This window comes from Nitrospira tepida (assembly GCF_947241125.1).
GTDB lineage: Bacteria > Nitrospirota > Nitrospiria > Nitrospirales > Nitrospiraceae > Nitrospira_G > Nitrospira_G tepida.
The window spans coordinates 4,462,870-4,482,632 of sequence record NZ_OX365700.1; the positions used below are offsets into that span (position 1 = coordinate 4,462,870).

A 19,763-nucleotide genomic window follows, 5' to 3' on the forward strand; every position below is an offset into this window, starting at 1 on the left:
CTTTACGGAACGGGCGAAGCGACCGATTGGGCGATCTCCACGCGGGCTCCGTCGCTGCCTTGGCCGCCCTGGACCAACACAGACTCTCCCTGGTTGAGACCGGAGAGGACCTCGACGTGATCGCCCACCGCCCGGCCCAACTTGACCCACCGGAGATGCGCCAGCGAGTCGGACCCGACGACGTAGACGCCGGTGAGATCGCCCCGTTCGATCACCGATGTGCGAGGGACGACCAACGTCCGCCCGGATCCCTTGTCCAGTTGCATGCGCCCGAACATGCCGGCCTTCAATCCCGATGTGGGAGGCAACTCGACCTTCACGAGCACCGTATGGGTGGCCGGATCGCCGGTCGGGAGAATCTGGGCCACGGAGCCGGACAGCGATCGGCCTCCGAGCGCATCGATCGCCACGGAAACCCGATCGCCGCGCGAGAGGGATTTCAGGTCGCCCTCCGCCACCGTCGCTTCCAGGCGAAGCTGCCGAGGGTCTTCCAACCGCAACAGGGGCCGTCCCGGCGAAGCCAGCTCCCCGGCATGGATCAGTTTCTCCGTGACGAGGCCGTCGAACGGGGCCGTCACGACCGTGTAACTGACCCTGGTCCGCGCGGCCGTGCGATTGGCCTCCGCCACCTTGAACGTCCGCTCGGCGTTTTCCAATTCCTGTCTGGCCACCGAATCCTGGACGAAGAGATCCCGCATCCGTTTCAGGTGCGCCTTGGCATTGTCCGCTTCGGCTTCGGCGCGAGCCAACTCGGCGCGCAGGTCCCGGTCGTCCAACAGGACCAGCGTCTCCCCCTTCTTCACCGGCGACCCTTCCCGCACGCGCACCTCCTTGACCGCGGCCTGAATCTGGCTGGAGAGCGTGGCCTGCGTGACGGATGCCACCTGTCCCGTCACCTCCACCCGCAAGGGCACCGGGACGCTCTGCACCTCGATGACCGCGGCCTGGATCGATGGAAGCGCCGCGGAGGTCCCGGCCGGCTGCACCGGCTCGTCGCGCGGGCCGCATCCGGCGAGCCCACAGCAGAACACCGCCACGACGATCTTCCTGATCATCATCATCCGGCCCATTTGCTCATCATCATTCCCGGCGAACCCGCTTCCGAAGCGGACGTTATACGTCATGCGTCATCGGTCAATCGTTGAAAAAGACAGCGCCTGATGCTTCCCCCCCTCGGTCTCGATTGACGAATGACGATTGACGACTCTGCTCAGCCCTCCGGTATCGGCTAACTCCGCCCTTCGCCGCTCACGAGGGCCAATCTGGCCTGCCCCACCTTTAGATCGTAGAACGAGCGGAGCCGGTTCTGCTTGGCCTGATTGAGGACAAGTTCGGCGGTCAGGAGATCCAAGACCGGCGCGATCCCGGACTGATACCGGTTGCCGATGATGCGCAGGTTTTCCTCGGCCTGGGCCACGGCGCTTTCGCTCACGGCGATCCGCTCCTTCGCCGCCGCGACTCCGTAATAGGCCTCGACGACCTCCACTTCGATCTCGCGCCGCTTCGCCTCCAATTGCTCGCGCGCCTTTTCCTCCTGCGCCCGCGCCTTGCGGACATGCGCCGCGTCGCTGAGGCCGTTGAAGAGGTTCACGCTGAACATGCCGAAGGCTCCGTAGTTGCTCTGGCCGTTCGGGCCCAAGGGAAACGTGCTGTTGTTCTCGAAGCTGCCCTGAAGATTCAGATTGGGGAGATACGACGATTTGCTGAGCTTGGTGGTCATTTGCGCCTTGCGCAGCTCCGCCGCCATCATGCGATAGTCCGGTCTGGTGTCCAGCGCGCGCGCGATGACCGCCTCCAGCCTCTGATCCGCGACCGTCCCCTGGGACAGGCTGTCGGCCGTATCGACCGCTTCATTCAGCCCGATCGCGTGCTGCAAGGCGACCGCGGTGATGTGCAGCATTTGCTCCGCGCGAATGGACTCCTCCCGCAGACCCGCCAGGCGGACATCCGCCTGCAAGAGATCGGATTTCACCGTCGCCCCGCTTTTGTACCGCGCGGCGATCTGCCTGGCGTTGGCCTCCGCAATCTGCACCGCATCCGTGGCGACCTTTCGAACCGCCTTCGCGAGCGCCAGATCGTAATAGCCCCTGGTGACGGTGAAGAACACCCGTTGCCTGGCATGTTCATAGCCTTCGGTGGACGCTTGGTGCCCCAACTCGGCGATCTTGACGCCGAGTTGTTCGCGGCCGCCGTTATAGATGGGTTGGACGAGGTTCAAAGCCGACCGGTAGTTCTCGATCGAGCCGGGACGGTTGAGCGTATTGATGTCGAATCCCGCCTGGGTGAACCGGCCCTGATTGAGCTGAATGGCGAAAGATTGAGCCGGATTATTCGTGTTGGTCCAGGCTTCGATCGCGTCCAGCTTCGGCAGATAGGCGGCTTTCGCGATCTCCTGCTGGGCCTCCGCGGAGTGCAGCTCCTGCCGCGAAGCCCGCAGCACGGGGCTGTGCTGCGACGCCAGGTCGAGCGCCTCTTCCAATGTGACGGCGCGGGCGGCCTGTGCCGCGGCTTCCCCCGCGGGGAGGACGACCGCAATGTTCCATACAACGAGCGCACCGCCGAAACACAGGACCTGCGCAACTCTGCCTACGGACCAGCCCGTTGATGCCGCCGTTCGATGTCGGACCATGAGATCCCCCCTCCATACCAACCTTCGGTTGAGCTGGCCGCCCCTTTGATGGTTCTTGGCGGCCGGAGAAAACACCTCACGGGATTTCTCCCGCCTTTTCTCCATACCAACCTTCGGTTGAGCCGCGGGCCATACCAACCTTGGTTGAACCGCCCGCTCTTTATTGCTGTATCGAATATGATGCGGGCGGAGAAACCCCTTTAGCGTTTCTCTCGCCCTGGTTATGCTTCCATCGGATGGCTTCATTGACGCCCGCGGAGAAATCCCTTCAGCGAGTCTTTATTCCTCGAAACCAAGCTTCGCTAGAACCGGCGGCTCATCGGGCGAAGCCCGTCTTCATGGACGCCGCCGGAGAAACACCTCACGGGATTTCTCCCGTCTTTTCTCCATCCCAACCTTCGCTTGAACCGTCGGCTCTTTATCGTCTTTTCGTAACGGCGCCGGCGGAGAAGCACCTTGCACATTTCCCTTCCTCTGGTTTTCATACGCCGCCGGAGACCTGCCTGCCGCCGATTCCGCCGTGAACCACACCGTCGGTTAAACTCGGCGTCCCTTTACTCCTGAACACCCAGCTTTCGCAAGAGGGCCATCATCGGGCACCAGCCGGTGAAGGCCGATTGGATCAGGTTGGCCGCCACAAACGCGGCGAAGTAATTCCAGTAAAGATGCACCGTCGCTCCCAGCACAACCGCCGACAGCACGAATGCGCCGGCAATCAGACGCAACCATTCGTTCAGATTCATGGGCGTCACCTCCCTCCTCGCTACCACTTGGAGAGAGTGGCGCGTGGAAAGGATTCATGGCGTGCCGGCGCCCCGATGGCGTCAGGAGCCTCCAGCGCCCTCTGTCGCTCACATGGGAGGAAGTTGGCTCAGGATTTCCCGTTCCGCCTCAAGCCAATCGTCCAGCGCGGACCCCTCTCGATAGCCGCGTAGGGCATGGAGTTCGTACGCCCGTTTCTGGATCTGGGCGTGGAGGTCTTCGCAGGGTCGGACAGGATAGATGGCCACTCTCGTGGCCGGAGACGCTTCAGCCTCACTTGCCTGCATTTCGGCGGGAGCGGTCGGCTGTTGCCTCGGTTTTCTCTCCTTGCCTGCGCGGGATGCGGTCGGTTTGATGTCCATGATCAGGCCCTCCTTGTACTGGTCAACCCGGTTGTAGCCGGCAACCACCATGCCAGCGAGCTGCGACGGCGCCCTGCGGACCAACCATCCGTTGGAACAATGATTTTCGGCAGCAGTGCCCTCAAACCCGGATCAGAGTGTGAGGAGGCGGCATGAAGACTAACCCGCATTATTCACGAAGGCTTCTACCAACCGCGGATACGCTGCTGCGACGGGCGTGCTCGCCACTCAGTCGGTCAACATACTGTTGCAAGTATGCCTCCCTCCTTCGCGGCTGCGCTTGCCCGTCTCACGACGCGTCTGCGCGGTTTCGTCACGAAGCATCATGAATAATGCGGGCTAAGGCTACAGTCGAAAGGGCGGACTGGCGCGAGATGCCACAGCCTCTCATCGTCGGAAGGTACGAAGATGCGCCACGACCTCCATACCAAGCTTTGCTAGAACCGGCGGCTCATCGGGCGAAGCCCCTCTTCATTATCGCCGCCGGAGACACCCCTCCAGTGATTACTCTCTAACTTTCATGCGAAGTGGACTCTCCCGCCCGGTTGTTTTGATCCAGATAGCGACCGACGGCTTGATAGGCCATATGCAGGTACTGCGCCACCATCCGGTGCGTGTTGAAAAACGACCCGTTCAACGCAATCACGTGACGCATCATGTCGCGATACCGCTCCTGCTCCTGATAGAAACAGGGCAGCACCCGATGCTCCAACGCATCATAGAGCGCCTCCGCATGACAGGCATCCAGCCCGGGCTCCGGCTGCTCACAGATGTCGATCCGCTCCCCGATCGCCCAACCGGTCACCCCCTCCACATGCCCTTCGATCCACCATCCGTCCAGCACACTCAAGCTCGGCAGGCCGTTCACGGCCGCCTTCATCCCGCTGGTCCCCGACGCCTCCAGCGGCGGCACGGGTGTGTTGAGCCAGACGTCCGATCCCGCGCAGAGGAGCCTCGCCGTTTGCATATCGTAGTTCGGCAGGTACGTGATCGCCACTATGTCCCGAAGCCGCTCCTTCACCTCATGGACGCGCCAGATGATGGCCTTCCCCTCGTGATCGCGCGGGTGCGCCTTCCCGGCGAAGATGATTTGGAGGGGACCGGTCTGTTTGACGATGCCGACGAGCCGATCGAGATCGTGAAACAGCAGCAGGAAGCGCTTGTAGGCCGTGGCCCGGCGGGCAAAGCCGACCGTCAGGGCATCGCAATTCATGCCCGCGTTCGTGACGCGATTGACCGTATCGAGCAGCGCGCGTTTGGCTTCCTGATGGGCCTGCCATAGCTCATCGGTCGGAATGCCGACCGCGTAGCGCAGTGACAGAAAATCACGCCGCCAATCGGGAAGGTGCCGATCATAGAGCCGCTGAAAGGGCGGGGCGGCCCAGGTCGCGGCATGCACCCCATTCGTGATCGAATGGATCGGGTAGCCGGGAAACAGCCCGCGGGAGACTTCCCCGTGTTTCATCGCCACGCCGTTGATGTACCGCGCGCACCGGAGCGCCAATTCCGTCATGTTCAACGATGCGTTGTCCCAACATGCCGCGAGCAGAGCCCAGAAGCGCTCGCCCAACACCCGGCGGGCCAGATCGGCCGGAAACTGGTCGTGACCCGCGGGCACCGGCGTATGCGTCGTAAAGACGCAATGTTCGCGCACGGCTTCCAAAGCCGCCTTGCAGGACATCTGTGGCTGCGATCCCTCTGCCATCCGTTGTTCAAGCAGCCCGAGCACCAACAGGGCCGCGTGGCCCTCGTTGAGATGGTAGCGATACAGATCCCGGTAGCCCAGCGAGGCCAACATGCGGATCCCCCCGATGCCGAGGATCACCTCCTGGCAGAGACGGTAATAGGCGTCGCCGCCGTACAAGACATCGGTCAGACGCCGATCCTCAGCCGTGTTCTGCGGCAGGTCCGCGTCCAGGAAATAGACTGGCACGGCGGAGCCGGAGATTCCCCTGACCAGATGGCGCCAGGCCCGCAGATGGACGGTTCGACCTTCCACCTCGACGCAGGCCCTGGCCTCCAGCGCTTCCGCATAGTCCTCGACCGCCCAGGACACGGGCTCTTCCGTCTGATTTCCGGCCGCGTCCAGATGCTGGAAGAAATAGCCGCGCCGATGGAGCAGCGACACGGCGACCATGGGAATGTCGAGGTCGGCCGCGGAACGGATGGTGTCGCCCGCCAGCACGCCGAGCCCGCCGGCATAGGTAGGCATGCCGGCTTCGAGCCCGATCTCCATCGAAAAGTAGGCGACCAGCGGGTCTCGCGTCATGCTTGGACTTGTCGAACCTCGCGGGGCGGAGAGTCTTCTTTCATCTCTTTCATAATGGGCGGCGATCCGAACATCGCGCTCAGCTTCCCGATCCAGGCCCGGTCCGCAAAGATCACCAACGTGTCGTTGGCTTGCAATTCCAGGCTCGCGGGTGGAGCAAACGATTGGCCTTGGCGGATGACCAGGACCGCCAAGGCCTCGGATGGGAGGTCGAGGTCGGACAATCGCTCGCCGACCGCCTTGGAGGAGAGAGCAATCCTGAACTCCATCAGCGCGCCTGTGTCGGTCCGGACGGTCGGAATCTCCGGCATCCCGCCAGACGACTCGGTCGAGAGCGGGGCATCCACTTTGAGCCAGCGCGCGACCAGGGGAATCGAGGTGCCCTGTAACAGAACCGACGTCAGGACGATGAAAAAGACGACGTTGAAGATCATCGGGGCCTGTTCGATTCCGGCCACCAAGGGAAACGTGGCCAGAATGATCGGCACGGCTCCCCTGAGCCCGACCCAGGCCACCATGATTTTCTCCCGCAAGCTGATCCGGGCGAAGGACAGGGTGGTAAAGACCGCGATGGGACGGGCGCAGACCATCAAAAACAGCGCCAGGAGCAGACCGGCCGACGCGACGGGAACGAGCTGAGAGGGAAACACTTGGAGACCCAGCGTGAGAAACATCACGATCTGCATCAACCACGCGAGCCCGTCGTGAAACTGCATCACGCTGCGCTTGCGGCGGAACTGGCTCCTGCCCATGATCAGTCCCGCCATATAGACCGCCAAAAAGCCGTTGCCCCCCACCGTGGCGGTCGCGCTGTAGGCGAGCAGCACCAGCGAGAACGTCAGCACGAGGTACAACCCGTCATATTCGAGCTGGAGGCGATTCACCAGCCAGGCCATGGCCGTCCCCATCCCATAGCCGAGCCCGGCTCCGAGCGCCATCTGGAGAAAGAACCGGGGAATCAAGTCGACGACCGATGCCGTGGCCCCCGTCAGCAATCCGATCAGTCCCACGGTCAAGAAGACCGCCATGGGATCATTGCTCCCGGACTCCAACTCCAGCAGCGGCTTCAACTGCCCTCGAAGCCTGACATTTCGCGAGCGCAGGACCGCAAACACGGCGGCCGCATCGGTTGAGGACACGATCGATCCGATGAGCAACCCTTCCAGCCAGGAGACCTTGAGCACGGCCGTCGCATACCAGCCGACCAGGAGCGCCGTAATCCCGACCCCCAACGTGGAGAGGATCAGCCCCTTTCCCAGGACCTGGCGCACTCTTCGCCACTCGGTGTCCAACCCGCCCGCAAACAGAATGAACGCAAGCGCGACCACGCCGAGCGACTGGGCGAGCGGCGGATTGTCGAAATGGATCCCGCCGGGGCCGTCCGATCCGGCCAACATGCCGATGGCCAGGAACAGCAACAAGGACGGCACGCCGAAGCGCCAGGAAGCCTTGCTGGCGATCACGCTCAAGAAGAGCAGCGCCGAGGCGCCGAGCATCAGATATTCAATGGGGAAGGTCATTCCGCTCCAACCGCTCCCATTCGTTTCACGATCGCCCCCGGTGTCTCGGCTGCTTTCGGCTTACCGCCGCCCCCACGACCAACACCGGGCAGCCCGCTCTTCTGATGACGCCTTCGGCGACGCTGCCGAGCATCAACCGGGAGAGCCCGCGGCGCCCCGCCGTGCCCACGATGACCACGTCCGCTTCCCAGCGCGCAGCCTCTCCCAAGATCGTCTCGACGGGGAGCCCGGCGAGGCAGCGGCCCTCGACCGGCAGACCCTGGGCTTGAAGCATCGAGAGCCATCGGTTCAGTTCCTGCCGCCGTCGATCCTGCGACAAGACGTTTGTTCCCTTCTTCATGGCGAACGTCTGGTTCATGCCGCGCCGCTTCGCCCCCGGCCCGAAGGCGTGGACGAGCAACAGCGAGGCATCGAGCCGTTTGGCCAATCCCGCCGCATGACGCAACACGACCGGAGTCGAGCCGGAGAGATCGGTTCCGACCAAAAACTTGCGCAGCCGCACCCGGGCGGGATGCCGAAACGCATCCCCCGACACCATGGCGTGAACGGTGAGCACGGGGCAAGGCGCCTCCCGCACGACCGCTTCCGCCGTGCTGCCGAGTTGCAGCCGGTCCCACCCGACTTTCCCATGCGTGCCGAGGGCGATCAGCTCGGGCCGCATTTTCTCCGCCGCGTCCAGGATACAGGCCCAGGGAATGCCGCACAGGAGCCTGGTCTCCGTCTTGACGCCTGCATGCTGCGCGGCGCGGGCCAGACGGCCCAGTTCCAACATGGCTGCGGTCTTGATCGGCCCCAGGTACCGGCTGCCCAACCCGGATCCATGGGGCCCCGCGGCCACAGCCTTCATGACGTGGAGGATCACGAGCTTAGCATGAAACCGCGCGGCCAGTGAAACCGCGTGCGCGAAGGCCTTTCTCGCGGGCGCCTGAAAATCCGTGGCGAGGAGAATCGTCCTCGGCGCATGGTCGGGTCGAGCAGTCATGCTCTCTTATATCCCGAACGGCCCGGCGAAGGCGAAGATTCTGCAAGGGAGTTCGTGCTGGTCCGGAAAGGACGGTTCGTCACCGGCTCATTCAAGAACGGCGCGCAGCCATTCGCCGAGATAGTGGGTCGCGGCCACCACGAGGAGGGCGATCGCGCCATGTTCGGCGATGACTTTCCAAGGGACGATCTTCTGGGCTTTGGCCAGGCCATAGCTTAACAGCGTCAGCAGGCCCAATCCCCACACGACGCTCGCGACCACCGCCTGGTCCAGCGGCAGGAGGATCACCGGCAGGACGAAGCTCATCGCGATCACGAACTTCGCCGCAAAGGTCGCGATGGTGGCTTCCCAGATCTCCAACTCGCTCCCGTTGTTCTTGGATTCCTCGGCGAGATGGATGCCCATGGCGTCGGACAGGGCGTCTGCCACCGCGATCGTGACGATGCCGCCGATGACCGCCACGCGGGAGTGAGTCCCGGCATTCAGTCCGACCAGAAGGCCAAGCGTCGTGATGACCCCGGAGGTGAGGCCGAAACTGAGGCCCGTCTTGACCGATTGGCGCATGTCAACAGGCACCGGCCGGGCGAGCGTTGACGCAGCCGGCGGCCCAGTCGCCCAGGTCCTTCAACAAGATTTGCAGGGCCCGGTTTGCCGCCACCGCTCCGCCGTAGGCATCGTCGGTCGGCGCCGGCTCGCTCATCTCGAAGCGCCGGATCCCGACCACCTGATAGGAAGGCATCGCGATCAGTTGGGCGCGCAGGCTCACCAGGACCCGACTCGGGCGTTGCAGAAATTCCTGCACGAGCACGACCTGGTCCAGGTCGAGGCGGACATCGCCGCGCACGGACGTCGGCATCGCCATCACTGCCCGCCAGACGCCGGTCCGTTCGAGCGTCCGGACCAGCAGGGGCTGGAGCATCCGCGACGGCGCCTCGGCCCATTGATGGGCGGCGTAATAGCCGATTTCATAGGGACGCTGAACGTAGGCCATGTTCGGCGATTCGAACCCCGGTTGCGCCTGCGGCACGTTCACGACCAGGAGGCCGGCGCCGGGCTTGGCCGGCGGCGCGTCGGCTCCGTTCGATTGGGCGTCCAGCGTCAACACGAACGTGCGGACGGTTTCGCGGGTCTCGCGCGGGACCGAGAAGCACCCGGCCAGCACGCAACAGAGGCCGCCGGCCGCGAGCATGCGCGCCGCCAACCTCGACGCCCTCCATCCTTTCATCCCAGTCCCCGCCATCCTGTCTTCACTCTCCTGGCCCGCGCGGGCCCCGCCCCTTGCCGAACACGAGCGAGCTGGGTTCCCGCTCCAGTTGCCTGGCCACCTGCTGCAAGGTCGCGGTGAGCTGCCGCATCTCCGTGACGAGCTGGCCGGTCTCGACCAGCGTCTGCCTGGTGAACTGTTGCAGCTCCGGCTGGCTGTCCCGCACGACCGCCCCGACGGCCCGGCTCGTCTGCGCCAGTTCCTCCGTCATCGTTTGCAGCGCCGCCGCGCTCTTGTTGATGCGCTCGACCAACGACGGGATCTGCTTGTTGAGGGATTCGGTCATGGAGGCCAGGTTCTCCGCCGCCTGGGCGGCGCCCACGACCCCTCGGTCCAGCCGGTCGCTCCGGGCCGCGAGCGTATGGGTCATCTCCGCCAGATCCTTGAGCATCTGCTTGAGCACAGCGCGATTTTCGTCGTCCACCACCCGCGCCGCGTTCTGGCTCAACGTGGTGAGGCTCGTAACCAGTTGCGAGAGCCCCTGCTCGGACAGGAGCCGGGAAAGCGCCATGTCGAGCCGGCCGAACAGCGAGGGCGCGCTCTTGATCACCGGGTATTCCTGCTGGCCCTCCACGGTCAAGGGCGGGGCGTCTCGGCTTCCGCCGTTCAGGTTCAACGTCACCAAGCCGGTCAGGCCCTGCGTGACCAGGATGGCCACCGTGTCGGTCTTGACCGGCGTGCCGCTGACAAGGTCGAGGGTGATCCGCACCTCTTCCGGATTGTCCGGATTCAACACGATCTCCTTGACCCGCCCCACTTCCACTCCGCGATAGCGGACGATCGAATTCTCGCTCAGCCCCGACACGGACTCGTGCGTATAGACGTAATAGCGGTCGTACTGGCCTCGATAGTCCGACTTGCCCAGCCACAGCACGCCCGCCAGCGTGGCCACGCCGAGGGCGGCGATGAAGGACCCGACGACTATGTATTTGACTCGGGGTTCCATGCGTGTTTGGCGGCCGCTCCGCGTCCTCGAGGCCCATGAAAATACTGTTTGACGCCCGGCTCCTCGGATCGAGACAGCTCGGCCATCGTGCCGATGCCCAGCACGCGGCCGTCGCCGATGACCGCGACCCGGTCGGCGACCCGCCAGAGCAGGTCCAGATCGTGCGTGACCATGACCACCGTCAGGCCGAGCAGCGACTTCAAATTCAGGATCAGCTCGTCGATGCCGGCCGAGCTCATCGGATCGAGGCCGGAAGTCGGCTCGTCGAGAAACAGCAGCTCCGGGTCCATGGCGATCGCGCGGGCCAGGGCCCCGCGTTTGCGCATGCCGCCGCTCAGCTCGGCCGGATACTTCGGTCCGCTGTCCATCGGCAACCCGACCGCGGCGAGCTTCACGGCCACGATGTCGCGGATCAGCCGCTCGCTGAGCGACGTGAATTCCCGCAGCGGCACCGCCACATTGTCTTCGAGCGTCAGCGAGCTGAACAGGGCGCCCTGTTGAAACATGACCCCGAACCGTTGGTACAGGGCGGGGGCGCGGCCGGCCCGGTAGGTCGCGCTGTCCAGACCGAACAGCCGCACGGTTCCCGAGGTGGGCCGGTGCAGGCCGATGATCTCCCGCATCAGCACCGATTTCCCGCAGCCGCTGCCGCCGGCGATGGCAAAGATCTCCCCCGGCCTGACCGAGAGGCTCACGTCCCGGTGCACGACCGCGGTCCCGAACCTGGTGCTCACATGGCTCACCTCGATGATCGGACTCGCCGCAACGGCCGCCGAACTGTCAGCCTGGATCATGGTTCCAACCCCGCCCCGATGACTTACACATTCCACCAATTGAACAGGATGCTGCAAAAGGCGTCGAACACGATCACCAGGAAGATGCTCTGAACCACGCTCATCGTCGTGCGCCGGCCGACCTGGTCCACCCCGCCTTGAATCTGAAACCCCTGGTAGCAGCCCACCAGCGCGATGATCAGCGCGAAGAACGGCGCCTTGCCGATCCCGATCAGAAAATGCCGCAGCGCGACCGCTTCCTCGAACCGCGAGATGAATTCCGTAAAGCTGACGTTCAGCTCGCTCAGCGCGATCAGCATGCCCCCGAACACCCCGAGTGCGTCGGCATAGACCGTGAGCAGGGGCATCGCGATGATCAGGGCCAGCACGCGCGGCATCACAAGCAGGTCGATCGGCGACAATCCGAGCGTGCGGATCGCATCCAGCTCCTCCGTCACCCTCATCGTCCCGATCTCGGCGGCATAGGCCGAGCCGGACCGACCGGCCAGGAGAATCGCCACGATGATCGGCGCGATCTCGCGCAACAGCGAAATCCCGACCAGGTCCACGACGAAGATGTTCGCGCCGAACTGGCGCAGTTGCTCCGCCCCCTGATAGGCGATGACGACGCCCATCAGGAACGTCAGCAGCCCCGTGATCGGCAACGCATTGACCCCGTCCAGCTCCACGTTCCGGAAGACGGTCCGCCACCGGATGTGGCCAGGCGCCAAGGCCAGGCGTCCGCCGGCGCTCGCGCTTTCGCCGAGAAAAGCGAGGGCCTGCACGAGATTGAGGCCGGCCGTCCAGGCGCCCGCGCCCAGCCGTTCCAACGGACCCAAGCGGGCCGCCGGGAGTTCCTTGGTCACGGCCCAGGTCTGTCCGACCCGTTCGAGGAGCCGGCCGAATTCTTTGCGGACCCCCTGGACCGTGACGGCGTATCCCCGCCGTTGCAACTCGGCCATGGTCCGGTACATCAGGACCGCGCCGCCGGCATCCATCGCGGTCATGCCGCTGGTGTCCCACTTCAAATGCTTGACCGGAGGCCAGACACAGGCCTCGACGGCCGGTTCCAGATCGGCCAGTTGAGCGACCGTCCAGGCTCCGTCGCAATGGACGACCCCGTCCTGATCCACCCTGATCATCGGCGCCGCGTGCTGGTTCATCGACAGACCTTCCGTCGTGAGCCCAAGCCTACGCCGAAACGAGGGGCCGGAGCCAGTCATTTATGGTTAGCCAAATGGACGTACCGCTTCAGCGACTCACCGGCGCCGATCCGATCAGAACGCCAGATAGAGCCCCACGCCGAATGTTTCAATCTTTTGATTGAAGAATTGCCCGTAGGGATTGAAGCCCCGATAATAGTTGAACAACAGGCGAAACCGGCGCGTCCCCGTCTCCCGCGACCATTCGATGCCGGCGACGGCGTTGGTGTTGACGTTCCAGGCCAGTTCCTCGAACGATTTGAAGTCCGCTCCCAACACCGGCGTCACCCGCAGCGCCCCGACGGTTTCGCCAAACAGCAGCGAGCGCATGGTGGGACCGCGGAGTTCAACGCCCCACTGTGCCTTGCCCCGTTCCAGATCCGGAGTCCGGTGCAGGAGATAGCCGCCGCCCGCATAGATCCGCCCCCAGCCGCCCGGCGCGTCGAGCGACAACAGCGCTTCGGCCTCTTCAAAACTCAGGTTCACCCGGTTGAGTCCCGGATTGCCGAGGAGAAACTCGTCACCGAGATGGCTGCTCTGATGGTACAAGCGCGCGCGCAGCGAGACCAGCCCGCTCCGCCAGCTCACCGGAATGCCGACCACGAAGTCGGTATTGAGCAGATCCGAGGACGGCGCATCCAGATTGAACTGCGAAAAGACCCCGGCCAAAATCCCGACTTGCCAGCCGTTGCAGCCCCGGCGCTTCGAATACAACCCAAAATTTTCCCCGAACCCGACCGATCCGATGTTGGCCGAGGTATTGGCCTGTCTCACGCGAACCGCCTGGTAGGTCGCGAAGAATTGCGGCTGTTTGGGGTCGGCGAACAGGGGCCGGAATACATCGTCGCTCGGGAAGGGCACCCCTTTGGAGCGGGCTTCCGTTGCCTCGTCGCCGGCGGCCCCCGATTCGTAGCGGCAATCGACGGCAGGTCTCTCTTCCTTGTCCCCGCTCCCATCGGGCCCCGGGCCGGCGGCCAGGACTAGGCCGGACCAACAGACCACTGTGACTGCCGCAACCGTGGTCCAGAGCCATCGTCGGGCGCCCGATCCTGTAGCGGCCATGTCCGCCTATCCCCCGTTCATGCAAACTGTTTCCGGAACCGCCACGTCCCAATTCCGAACAATGTGCCGCCAAGCGCCGTCATGGCCAGCACCGGCTGCCACAGAATCTGCAGGCCTGCGCCCTTCAGCAGAATGCCGTGGGTGATTTCGATGAAGTACCGGAGCGGCGACAGGGCCATCAGATTGCGCACCCAGGCGGGCATCGCCTCCAAGGGCGTCGTGATCCCCGACAGGAGCAGCATCGGAGCGACGACCAAGAGCGTCATCATCCCCACCTGCGCCTGGTTGCGCGTGACCGTCGCCGCGAACAACCCCATGCCGGCCGTGCTGAACACGAACAGCACCGTGAGCGCAAAGAACAGCGGCACGCTGCCTTTGACCGGCACCCCGAACACCGGTCGCATGACGCCGAACAGCGCCACCGCCACCGCGCAGAGGATCACCGCTGTCATCGCGAGCACCTTCGACAGCATGATCTGCATCGGGGTGAGCGGCGAGACCATCAACTGTTCCACCGTGCCGCGCTCTTTCTCGCGCACCAGCGCCGCCGCCGGCAGCAGCATTGCGAAGATCGTAATCATGCGGAGCAGGTGGGAGATGGATTCGAACCAGGTTTCATTCTGGTCCTGGTTGTACCAGACGCGATGGTCGCTCGCGATGACCGGGAGGTTCGGCTCGGAGCCGTCCGGCGCGCCAATGCGCGCCAGCGCCGCCTCCTGGCCGTACTGCCCGACGATGCGAGCCGCGTACCCGGCGGCCGAGAGCCCCTGCGGCGAATTGGTCGTATCCACCAACAGTTGCAGGGCGACGGGCTCTCCGGCCAGCAGGGATTCCTGAAACCGGGCGGGGATGTCCAGCAGGACCATCGACCGGCCCCGGTCGAGCCGCTGGAATCCTTCGTCCGGATTGGCAATCTCGCCGTCGAACCGGAAATAGGGGGCATGAAACCGATGGATGAGTTCCCGCGAGGACAGGCTGTGATCCGCGTCGAAGACCAGCAGGCCGGCGTTCCGCAACTGGGTCTGGATGCCGCTCCCCGTGATGTACACGGAGAGGGTGAACGAATAGAGGAGAAACCCCATGAGCGGAATGTCGCGGAACAACTGCCACAGTTCCTTGCGCGTCATCACGGCCAGCCGCCGCCACCACAGTGCGGCGCGCCGGACGGGAATGGCGCCCGGGCCGCTCATGACCTGGGCCTCTTGCTGAACAGTCGATAGCCGACGATGCCCAGCACCGCCGCATAGAGCGCCAGCGCGAGGACGTCCGTCCACAACACGGCCGGCCCCACATCCTTGAGGAAGGTGCCGCGGACGATGTTCGTGTGGTACATGCCGGGAAACAGATGGGCTTGAAATTGCGCCGCCCGGCTTAAGGAGGAGACCGGCACGACCAGACCGGAAAACAGGATGGTGGGCACCGTGCTCACCACCACGGTGATGATCAAGGCGGCCTGCTGCGTCCGGACCAGCAGCGAGATGACGAGCCCGATGCCGGTGCTGGCCAGCACGAACACGAACGAGGACGCGAAGAACAAGAGCGGGTTGCCTTTGAACGGGACCGCGAAGAGGAGCACGGCCATGAGCCACAAGACCACGACGTTGATGAGGGAGATGGCGACGTAGGGCAGCAACTTGCCGGCCAGAAACTCGAGCCGGCTCACCGTGGCGCTGTAGATGTTGTAAATGGACCCGGTTTCTTTCTCCCGCACCACGCCGAGCGCGGTGAGGAGCGGCGACGACACCATGAGCGACAACATGACGAGCGCCGGGACCGTGGACCAGGTGCTCCGCACCTCTTCATTGTAGAGGTAGCGCACCTCCAGCGTGACCGGCCTGGCGAGTTCCCGAGCCTTCGCGCGGGTGAGGCCCCGGTTCCGCGACAGATGATCCGCAAGGAGTTCTTCGTTGAGCGCGCCGTTGATCGCGACGACGTACCCCTTGGTAATATCCGTCCGCAGAGGAAACGTGCCGTCCAGCAGCGTCTGGACGCTCACCGGTAGTCCCGACCGCAACCGCTCCTGGAACTTCTCCGGCACGATGATGACCGCCCGAGCCTTGCCGCTCAGCAACCAGGCATCGGCCTCGGCCTCGCCCGCGAGGGAGCCTCGATAGCTGAAATACCGCGACTGGATGAACCGGTACAGGTAATCCCGGCTCAACTCGCTCTGATCCCGGTCGACGGCCACGAACGGAATCTGCTCCACGTCCAACACCAGACCGTAGCCGAACACGACCATCCAGAGCGCCGGCATCAGGAACGCGAGCAACAGGAACATCCGATCACGGGTGGTCTCCCGCCATTCTTTGGAGGCCACCGCCGCCACGCGCCGGAACGTCATGCCGCCGCCTCCTTGGCCGTCCGCCGCTCCTGCCGCTCGAGCGACATCACGCGATAGACAAACACGTCTTCCAGGCTCAGCGGCAACTGGGTCACCGCATCGACCCGAATGCGTTCCGCCTCCAACATCCTCCGAATCCTCGACTCTTCGCGGGCCGGATCGGAGGCCAACAGGTGAATGTTCGTCCCGAACAGCGCCGCACCGGCATATCCGGCCTGTTCCAGCCGCTTGAGCGCCGGGGAGGGTTGGTCCGTCCGGATCTCCAGGAGCCGGCCCGCCTCCTCTTCTACCCGACTTTTCATGTCGGCGGGCGCCCCCTCGGCGACCACGCGGCCAGCATACATCAGGGCCAGGTGATCGCAATGTTCCGCTTCGCTCATATAGTGGGTCGTGATCAGGATTGCGACGCCATCCTCGCGGGACAGTCGAGACAGGATGTCCCAGAAGCGGCGCCGGCCGATCGGGTCCACCCCGGAGGTCGGCTCATCGAGAAACAGCACGCGCGGCCGATGGACCAGCGCGCAGCCCAATGCCAAACGCTGCCGCACGCCCATGGGAAGCCGGCCCGTCAGATCCGTTTCGTAACCCTTGAGGCCCGCCATCGCCAAAATCCACTCCAACCGTTCACGGGTTTCCCGCCCGCTCAATCCATAGATCCCGGCAAAGAGCCGGATGTTCTCCACCACGGTCAAATCCAGATACAGGGAAAAGGCCTGGGACATATAGCCGATCCGCTCCTTGATCGTCCCGGCGGCGCCGCGCATGTCGGCGCCGGCCACCCACCCCTCACCCTCCGACGGCGGGAGAATGCCGGTCAGCATCTTGATGACGGTGGTTTTGCCCGCTCCATTGGCTCCCAAGAGGCCGAAGATCTCCCCCTGTTTCACGCGGAAGCCGACGCGATCCACCGCCCGAAACGCCCCGAAGTCCCGGCTCAAGTCCTTCGCTTCGATGGCCACCCCCTCGTGCGTGTTTCGCTCGGACGCCGGAGGTGTCCATTCCGCAGCCGCCGCTTGGCCGGTTTGCCCCGATTGCCGGAGCAACAGGGCGACAAAGACGTCCTCGAGTTCGGAGGCCTCCGTGCGGATGTGCGGGGCGGGGAATTCGCCGAGCACCGCTTGGACGCGCCGCACGGCCGTCGCCGGATCAGGGTCCTGCAGAAAGACATGTATCGCCGGACCGAGCGCTTCCGCCTGCGGAAACTCCCGCTTCAACCGCTCCAATGCCTCCAGTTGCAGGGTCGCTTGGAGCACGACCTTGACGCCCGGAACCATCGCGAGAATGTCCGCGGGCCTGCCGACGGTCAAGGTGACGCCCTGCGAAAGAAACGACAATCGGTGAAAGCGGGCCGCTTCATCCATGTAGGCGGTCGAAACCAGCGCCGTCATGCCGCGTTCCTGAAGAAGCTCGGCGAGGATGATCCAGAAGTCGCGTCGCGAGACGGGATCGACGCCGGTCGTCGGCTCGTCAAGGATGGCCAGCTCCGGCTCATGAATCAGCGTGCAGATCAACCCGAGCTTCTGCTTCATCCCGCCCGAAAGCTGCTTCATCGGCCTGTCGCGGAAACGATCGAGTCGGGTCATCGCCAGCAGCCGAGCCTTGCGCTCGCGAAGTTCGGCCTCCGGGACTAATCGCAGGCGGGCGAAGAAGTCGATGTTCTCCTCGACGGAAAGTTCCGGGTAGAGGTTCAGCCCCAGGCCCTGAGGAAGGAACCCGATCCGCTGTTTCACCTGTTCGGCGGCCCGTTCCGAATCCACCCGTATTCCAAACACCTCGACTTCACCGGCCTCGTACGACAGGACCCCGGCGATCGCCTTCATCAGGCTGCTCTTGCCGGAGCCATCAGGCCCGATGAGGCCGTAGATCTCTCCACGCCGGACTTCGAGATCCACGCCCTGCACGGCGACGTGCCTCTTGTAGCGCTTGACGAAGCCGGAGACGCGCACAATCGTTTGATCGTCAGCCATTGGCGGGTTTGTCATTCGTCAGACGTCATTCGTCAACCGAAAAGACACCAACCATACTCGCACGGAAAAGCTCGTCAATCGGCAAGCGTCATTCGTCAATCGGAAAACACGAATGACGGTTGATGTTTCCCTCGCGATTGACGATTGACGTTTAACGTTATTTTGGCCTCGTCCAGGCCACCTCGTCCTTCCACCGAATGATCGCGTCCGCCGGGAGGCCCGGCGTCAACCGGTGATCGGGGTTGGCCGCCAGATAGAGCTTGACCGCATAGATCAGCTTCACCCGCTCGTCGGGCGTCTGGACTTCCTTGGGCGTGAACTCGGCCTTCGAGGCAATGTAGCGGACCGTGGCGTCGAACGGCTGCTCGGGAAAGGCGTCCGTATAGATCCGGGCGGGCAAGCCCAGCCGCACCTTGCCGATCAGGACTTCCGGCACATAGGCCTTGAGGTAGAGCCGGTCCAGGTCAACGACCTCGAAAAGCGGCGTGCCGGCGGCCACAACCTCGCCGACATCGACCATCCGGGTCGTGACGGTTCCGTCGGCCGGGGCGAGAATCGTGAGGTCGGCCAAAATACTTTGGGCTTCGTTCAGGACCGCCTCGGCCTGATCCCGCTGGCGCTCGAGCGCCGCGATCTCCTCTTCCTTGGCGCGGATCCGTTTCCAGCCCAATTCCGCCTGCGCCAGCTCCTTCGTCGCCTTGGCGAGCCCGGATTGAGCGGCGGCCACGTCGTTCCGCGCGACGGTCCAACGGGCGCTGGCCTGGTCGTACTGTTGTCGGGCCACAGCCTGATCAGGGAGCAGGTTGCGGAATCGTTGCTCGTCGCGCCGGGCCTCCTGCTCGACCGCCTTGGCCTTTTCCAGTTCCGCCTTGGCTTGGTCCACATGGGACTGAGCCGATTCGATGGCCAACGGCACCTCCAGATTCAATACCGCCAGGGTCGTATGGGCCGCCTGCACTTGCGCTTCGATCGCTTCCCAGGCATGGCGAGCCTGATCGACCCGCGCGGCGGTCTGGACGTCGTCAAGCCGGACCATCACTTGGCCCGCCGTGACCATGTGCCCCTCTCGGACCAACAGTTCTTGGACGCGCCCCGGAAATTTGCTCGCGACCGTGAGATGATCGCCTTCGATGCGGCCGTTGGTTTGAATCAACCCTTCCGGCAGGCCGGCCTTCCAGAGACCGCGACCGAACAGAAACGCGCCGCCGATCCCAACCAGCACGATCGCCAGCCCGATGATGAGAACACCACGCCTGAGGTTCATGATGCGGATTGCGTCACACGATAGGCCGGTGAACGCCTTGCCGCTCCGGCAACCCGGCATCGGCCGGTCTCTTCCTGGCCAGCGGACGTTTCACAGCGTCTTGTGCGTGCCGTCGCAGAAGGGCGGATTGCCGGTGTGCTTGCATTGACATAAGGCCACCTGCTTGCGCTCCGCGATGGTGAATTCAAGCGGAGCAAACTCCGATCCCGTATGAGAGCCATCGCAAAAGGGCTGCGTCTTGGACCGTCCGCAACGGCACCAATAGTAGGTGCCAGGATCGAGCGTGAGCACGGCCGGCTGCTTAGCGGCAATCGTGGGTTTTCCCATCTTCCCTTCCTCCATACCAACCTTCGGTTGAACCGGCGACTCATCGGGCGAAGCCCCTCTTCATTGACGCCGCCGGAGGAACACCTCAAGTGA

General features: G+C 64.1%; 18 protein-coding genes. All 18 read right to left on the reverse strand.

Annotated elements, in window-relative coordinates; genetic code table 11:
• Positions 1-2 precede the first annotated feature (2 nt).
• The gene (locus tag QWI75_RS21210) at positions 3-1,124 is read right to left on the reverse strand and encodes an efflux RND transporter periplasmic adaptor subunit (protein ID WP_289271367.1); all 1,122 of its coding nucleotides are present in this window, start codon (positions 1,122-1,124) and stop codon (positions 3-5) included.
• 104 nt (positions 1,125-1,228) lie between these two features.
• Positions 1,229-2,629, reverse strand: coding sequence for a TolC family protein (locus QWI75_RS21215; protein WP_289271368.1), 1,401 nt, complete (start codon positions 2,627-2,629; stop codon positions 1,229-1,231).
• Between the two features lie 554 nt (positions 2,630-3,183).
• On the reverse strand, positions 3,184-3,372 hold the full coding sequence (locus tag QWI75_RS21220) for a YgaP family membrane protein (protein ID WP_289271369.1): 189 nt from the start codon (positions 3,370-3,372) through the stop codon (positions 3,184-3,186).
• A 108-nt stretch (positions 3,373-3,480) separates the two neighbouring features.
• Complete coding sequence (locus tag QWI75_RS21225; RefSeq protein WP_289271370.1) at positions 3,481-3,753, reverse strand: DUF2934 domain-containing protein; 273 nt, start codon at positions 3,751-3,753, stop codon at positions 3,481-3,483.
• A 511-nt stretch (positions 3,754-4,264) separates the two neighbouring features.
• Positions 4,265-6,022 carry an alpha-glucan family phosphorylase gene (gene glgP / locus QWI75_RS21230; RefSeq protein WP_289271371.1) on the reverse strand — a complete coding sequence of 586 codons (1,758 nt, stop codon included), beginning with the start codon at positions 6,020-6,022 and terminating at the stop codon, positions 4,265-4,267.
• Positions 6,019-7,542 (reverse strand): potassium/proton antiporter, encoded by a 1,524-nt coding sequence (locus QWI75_RS21235; RefSeq protein WP_289271372.1) that lies wholly within the window; start codon positions 7,540-7,542, stop codon positions 6,019-6,021. Before QWI75_RS21235 ends, glgP begins: the two co-directional genes overlap by 4 nt.
• Before the next feature lie 25 nt (positions 7,543-7,567).
• On the reverse strand, positions 7,568-8,524 hold the full coding sequence (locus QWI75_RS21240) for a universal stress protein (RefSeq protein WP_289271373.1): 957 nt from the start codon (positions 8,522-8,524) through the stop codon (positions 7,568-7,570).
• Between the two features lie 87 nt (positions 8,525-8,611).
• Positions 8,612-9,088 (reverse strand): VIT1/CCC1 transporter family protein, encoded by a 477-nt coding sequence (locus QWI75_RS21245; protein WP_289271374.1) that lies wholly within the window; start codon positions 9,086-9,088, stop codon positions 8,612-8,614.
• A 1-nt stretch (position 9,089) separates the two neighbouring features.
• Positions 9,090-9,749, reverse strand: a complete 660-nt coding sequence (locus QWI75_RS21250) for an ABC-type transport auxiliary lipoprotein family protein (RefSeq protein ID WP_289271375.1) — start codon at positions 9,747-9,749, stop codon at positions 9,090-9,092.
• A 22-nt stretch (positions 9,750-9,771) separates the two neighbouring features.
• Positions 9,772-10,734 carry an MlaD family protein gene (locus tag QWI75_RS21255; protein WP_289271376.1) on the reverse strand — a complete coding sequence of 321 codons (963 nt, stop codon included), beginning with the start codon at positions 10,732-10,734 and terminating at the stop codon, positions 9,772-9,774.
• Positions 10,710-11,528 carry an ABC transporter ATP-binding protein gene (locus tag QWI75_RS21260; protein ID WP_289271377.1) on the reverse strand — a complete coding sequence of 273 codons (819 nt, stop codon included), beginning with the start codon at positions 11,526-11,528 and terminating at the stop codon, positions 10,710-10,712. The genes QWI75_RS21255 and QWI75_RS21260 overlap by 25 nt, the downstream gene beginning before the upstream one ends.
• Positions 11,529-11,551: 23 nt before the next feature.
• Complete coding sequence (locus tag QWI75_RS21265) at positions 11,552-12,670, reverse strand: MlaE family ABC transporter permease (RefSeq protein ID WP_289271378.1); 1,119 nt, start codon at positions 12,668-12,670, stop codon at positions 11,552-11,554.
• Positions 12,671-12,784: 114 nt separating this feature from the next.
• Positions 12,785-13,771 carry a DUF1207 domain-containing protein gene (locus QWI75_RS21270; RefSeq protein ID WP_289271379.1) on the reverse strand — a complete coding sequence of 329 codons (987 nt, stop codon included), beginning with the start codon at positions 13,769-13,771 and terminating at the stop codon, positions 12,785-12,787.
• A gap of 17 nt (positions 13,772-13,788) precedes the next feature.
• Positions 13,789-14,961: an ABC transporter permease gene (locus QWI75_RS21275; RefSeq protein ID WP_289271380.1), complete on the reverse strand. Its 1,173-nt coding sequence runs from the start codon at positions 14,959-14,961 to the stop codon at positions 13,789-13,791.
• Complete coding sequence (locus QWI75_RS21280) at positions 14,958-16,112, reverse strand: ABC transporter permease (RefSeq protein ID WP_289271381.1); 1,155 nt, start codon at positions 16,110-16,112, stop codon at positions 14,958-14,960. The genes QWI75_RS21275 and QWI75_RS21280 overlap by 4 nt, the downstream gene beginning before the upstream one ends.
• Positions 16,109-18,079: an ATP-binding cassette domain-containing protein gene (locus tag QWI75_RS21285; protein ID WP_289271382.1), complete on the reverse strand. Its 1,971-nt coding sequence runs from the start codon at positions 18,077-18,079 to the stop codon at positions 16,109-16,111. The genes QWI75_RS21280 and QWI75_RS21285 overlap by 4 nt, the downstream gene beginning before the upstream one ends.
• 157 nt (positions 18,080-18,236) lie before the next feature.
• Positions 18,237-19,343: an HlyD family secretion protein gene (locus tag QWI75_RS21290; RefSeq protein WP_289271383.1), complete on the reverse strand. Its 1,107-nt coding sequence runs from the start codon at positions 19,341-19,343 to the stop codon at positions 18,237-18,239.
• A 90-nt stretch (positions 19,344-19,433) separates the two neighbouring features.
• Positions 19,434-19,670 (reverse strand): CDGSH iron-sulfur domain-containing protein, encoded by a 237-nt coding sequence (locus QWI75_RS21295; RefSeq protein ID WP_289271384.1) that lies wholly within the window; start codon positions 19,668-19,670, stop codon positions 19,434-19,436.
• Positions 19,671-19,763: the final 93 nt, after the last annotated feature.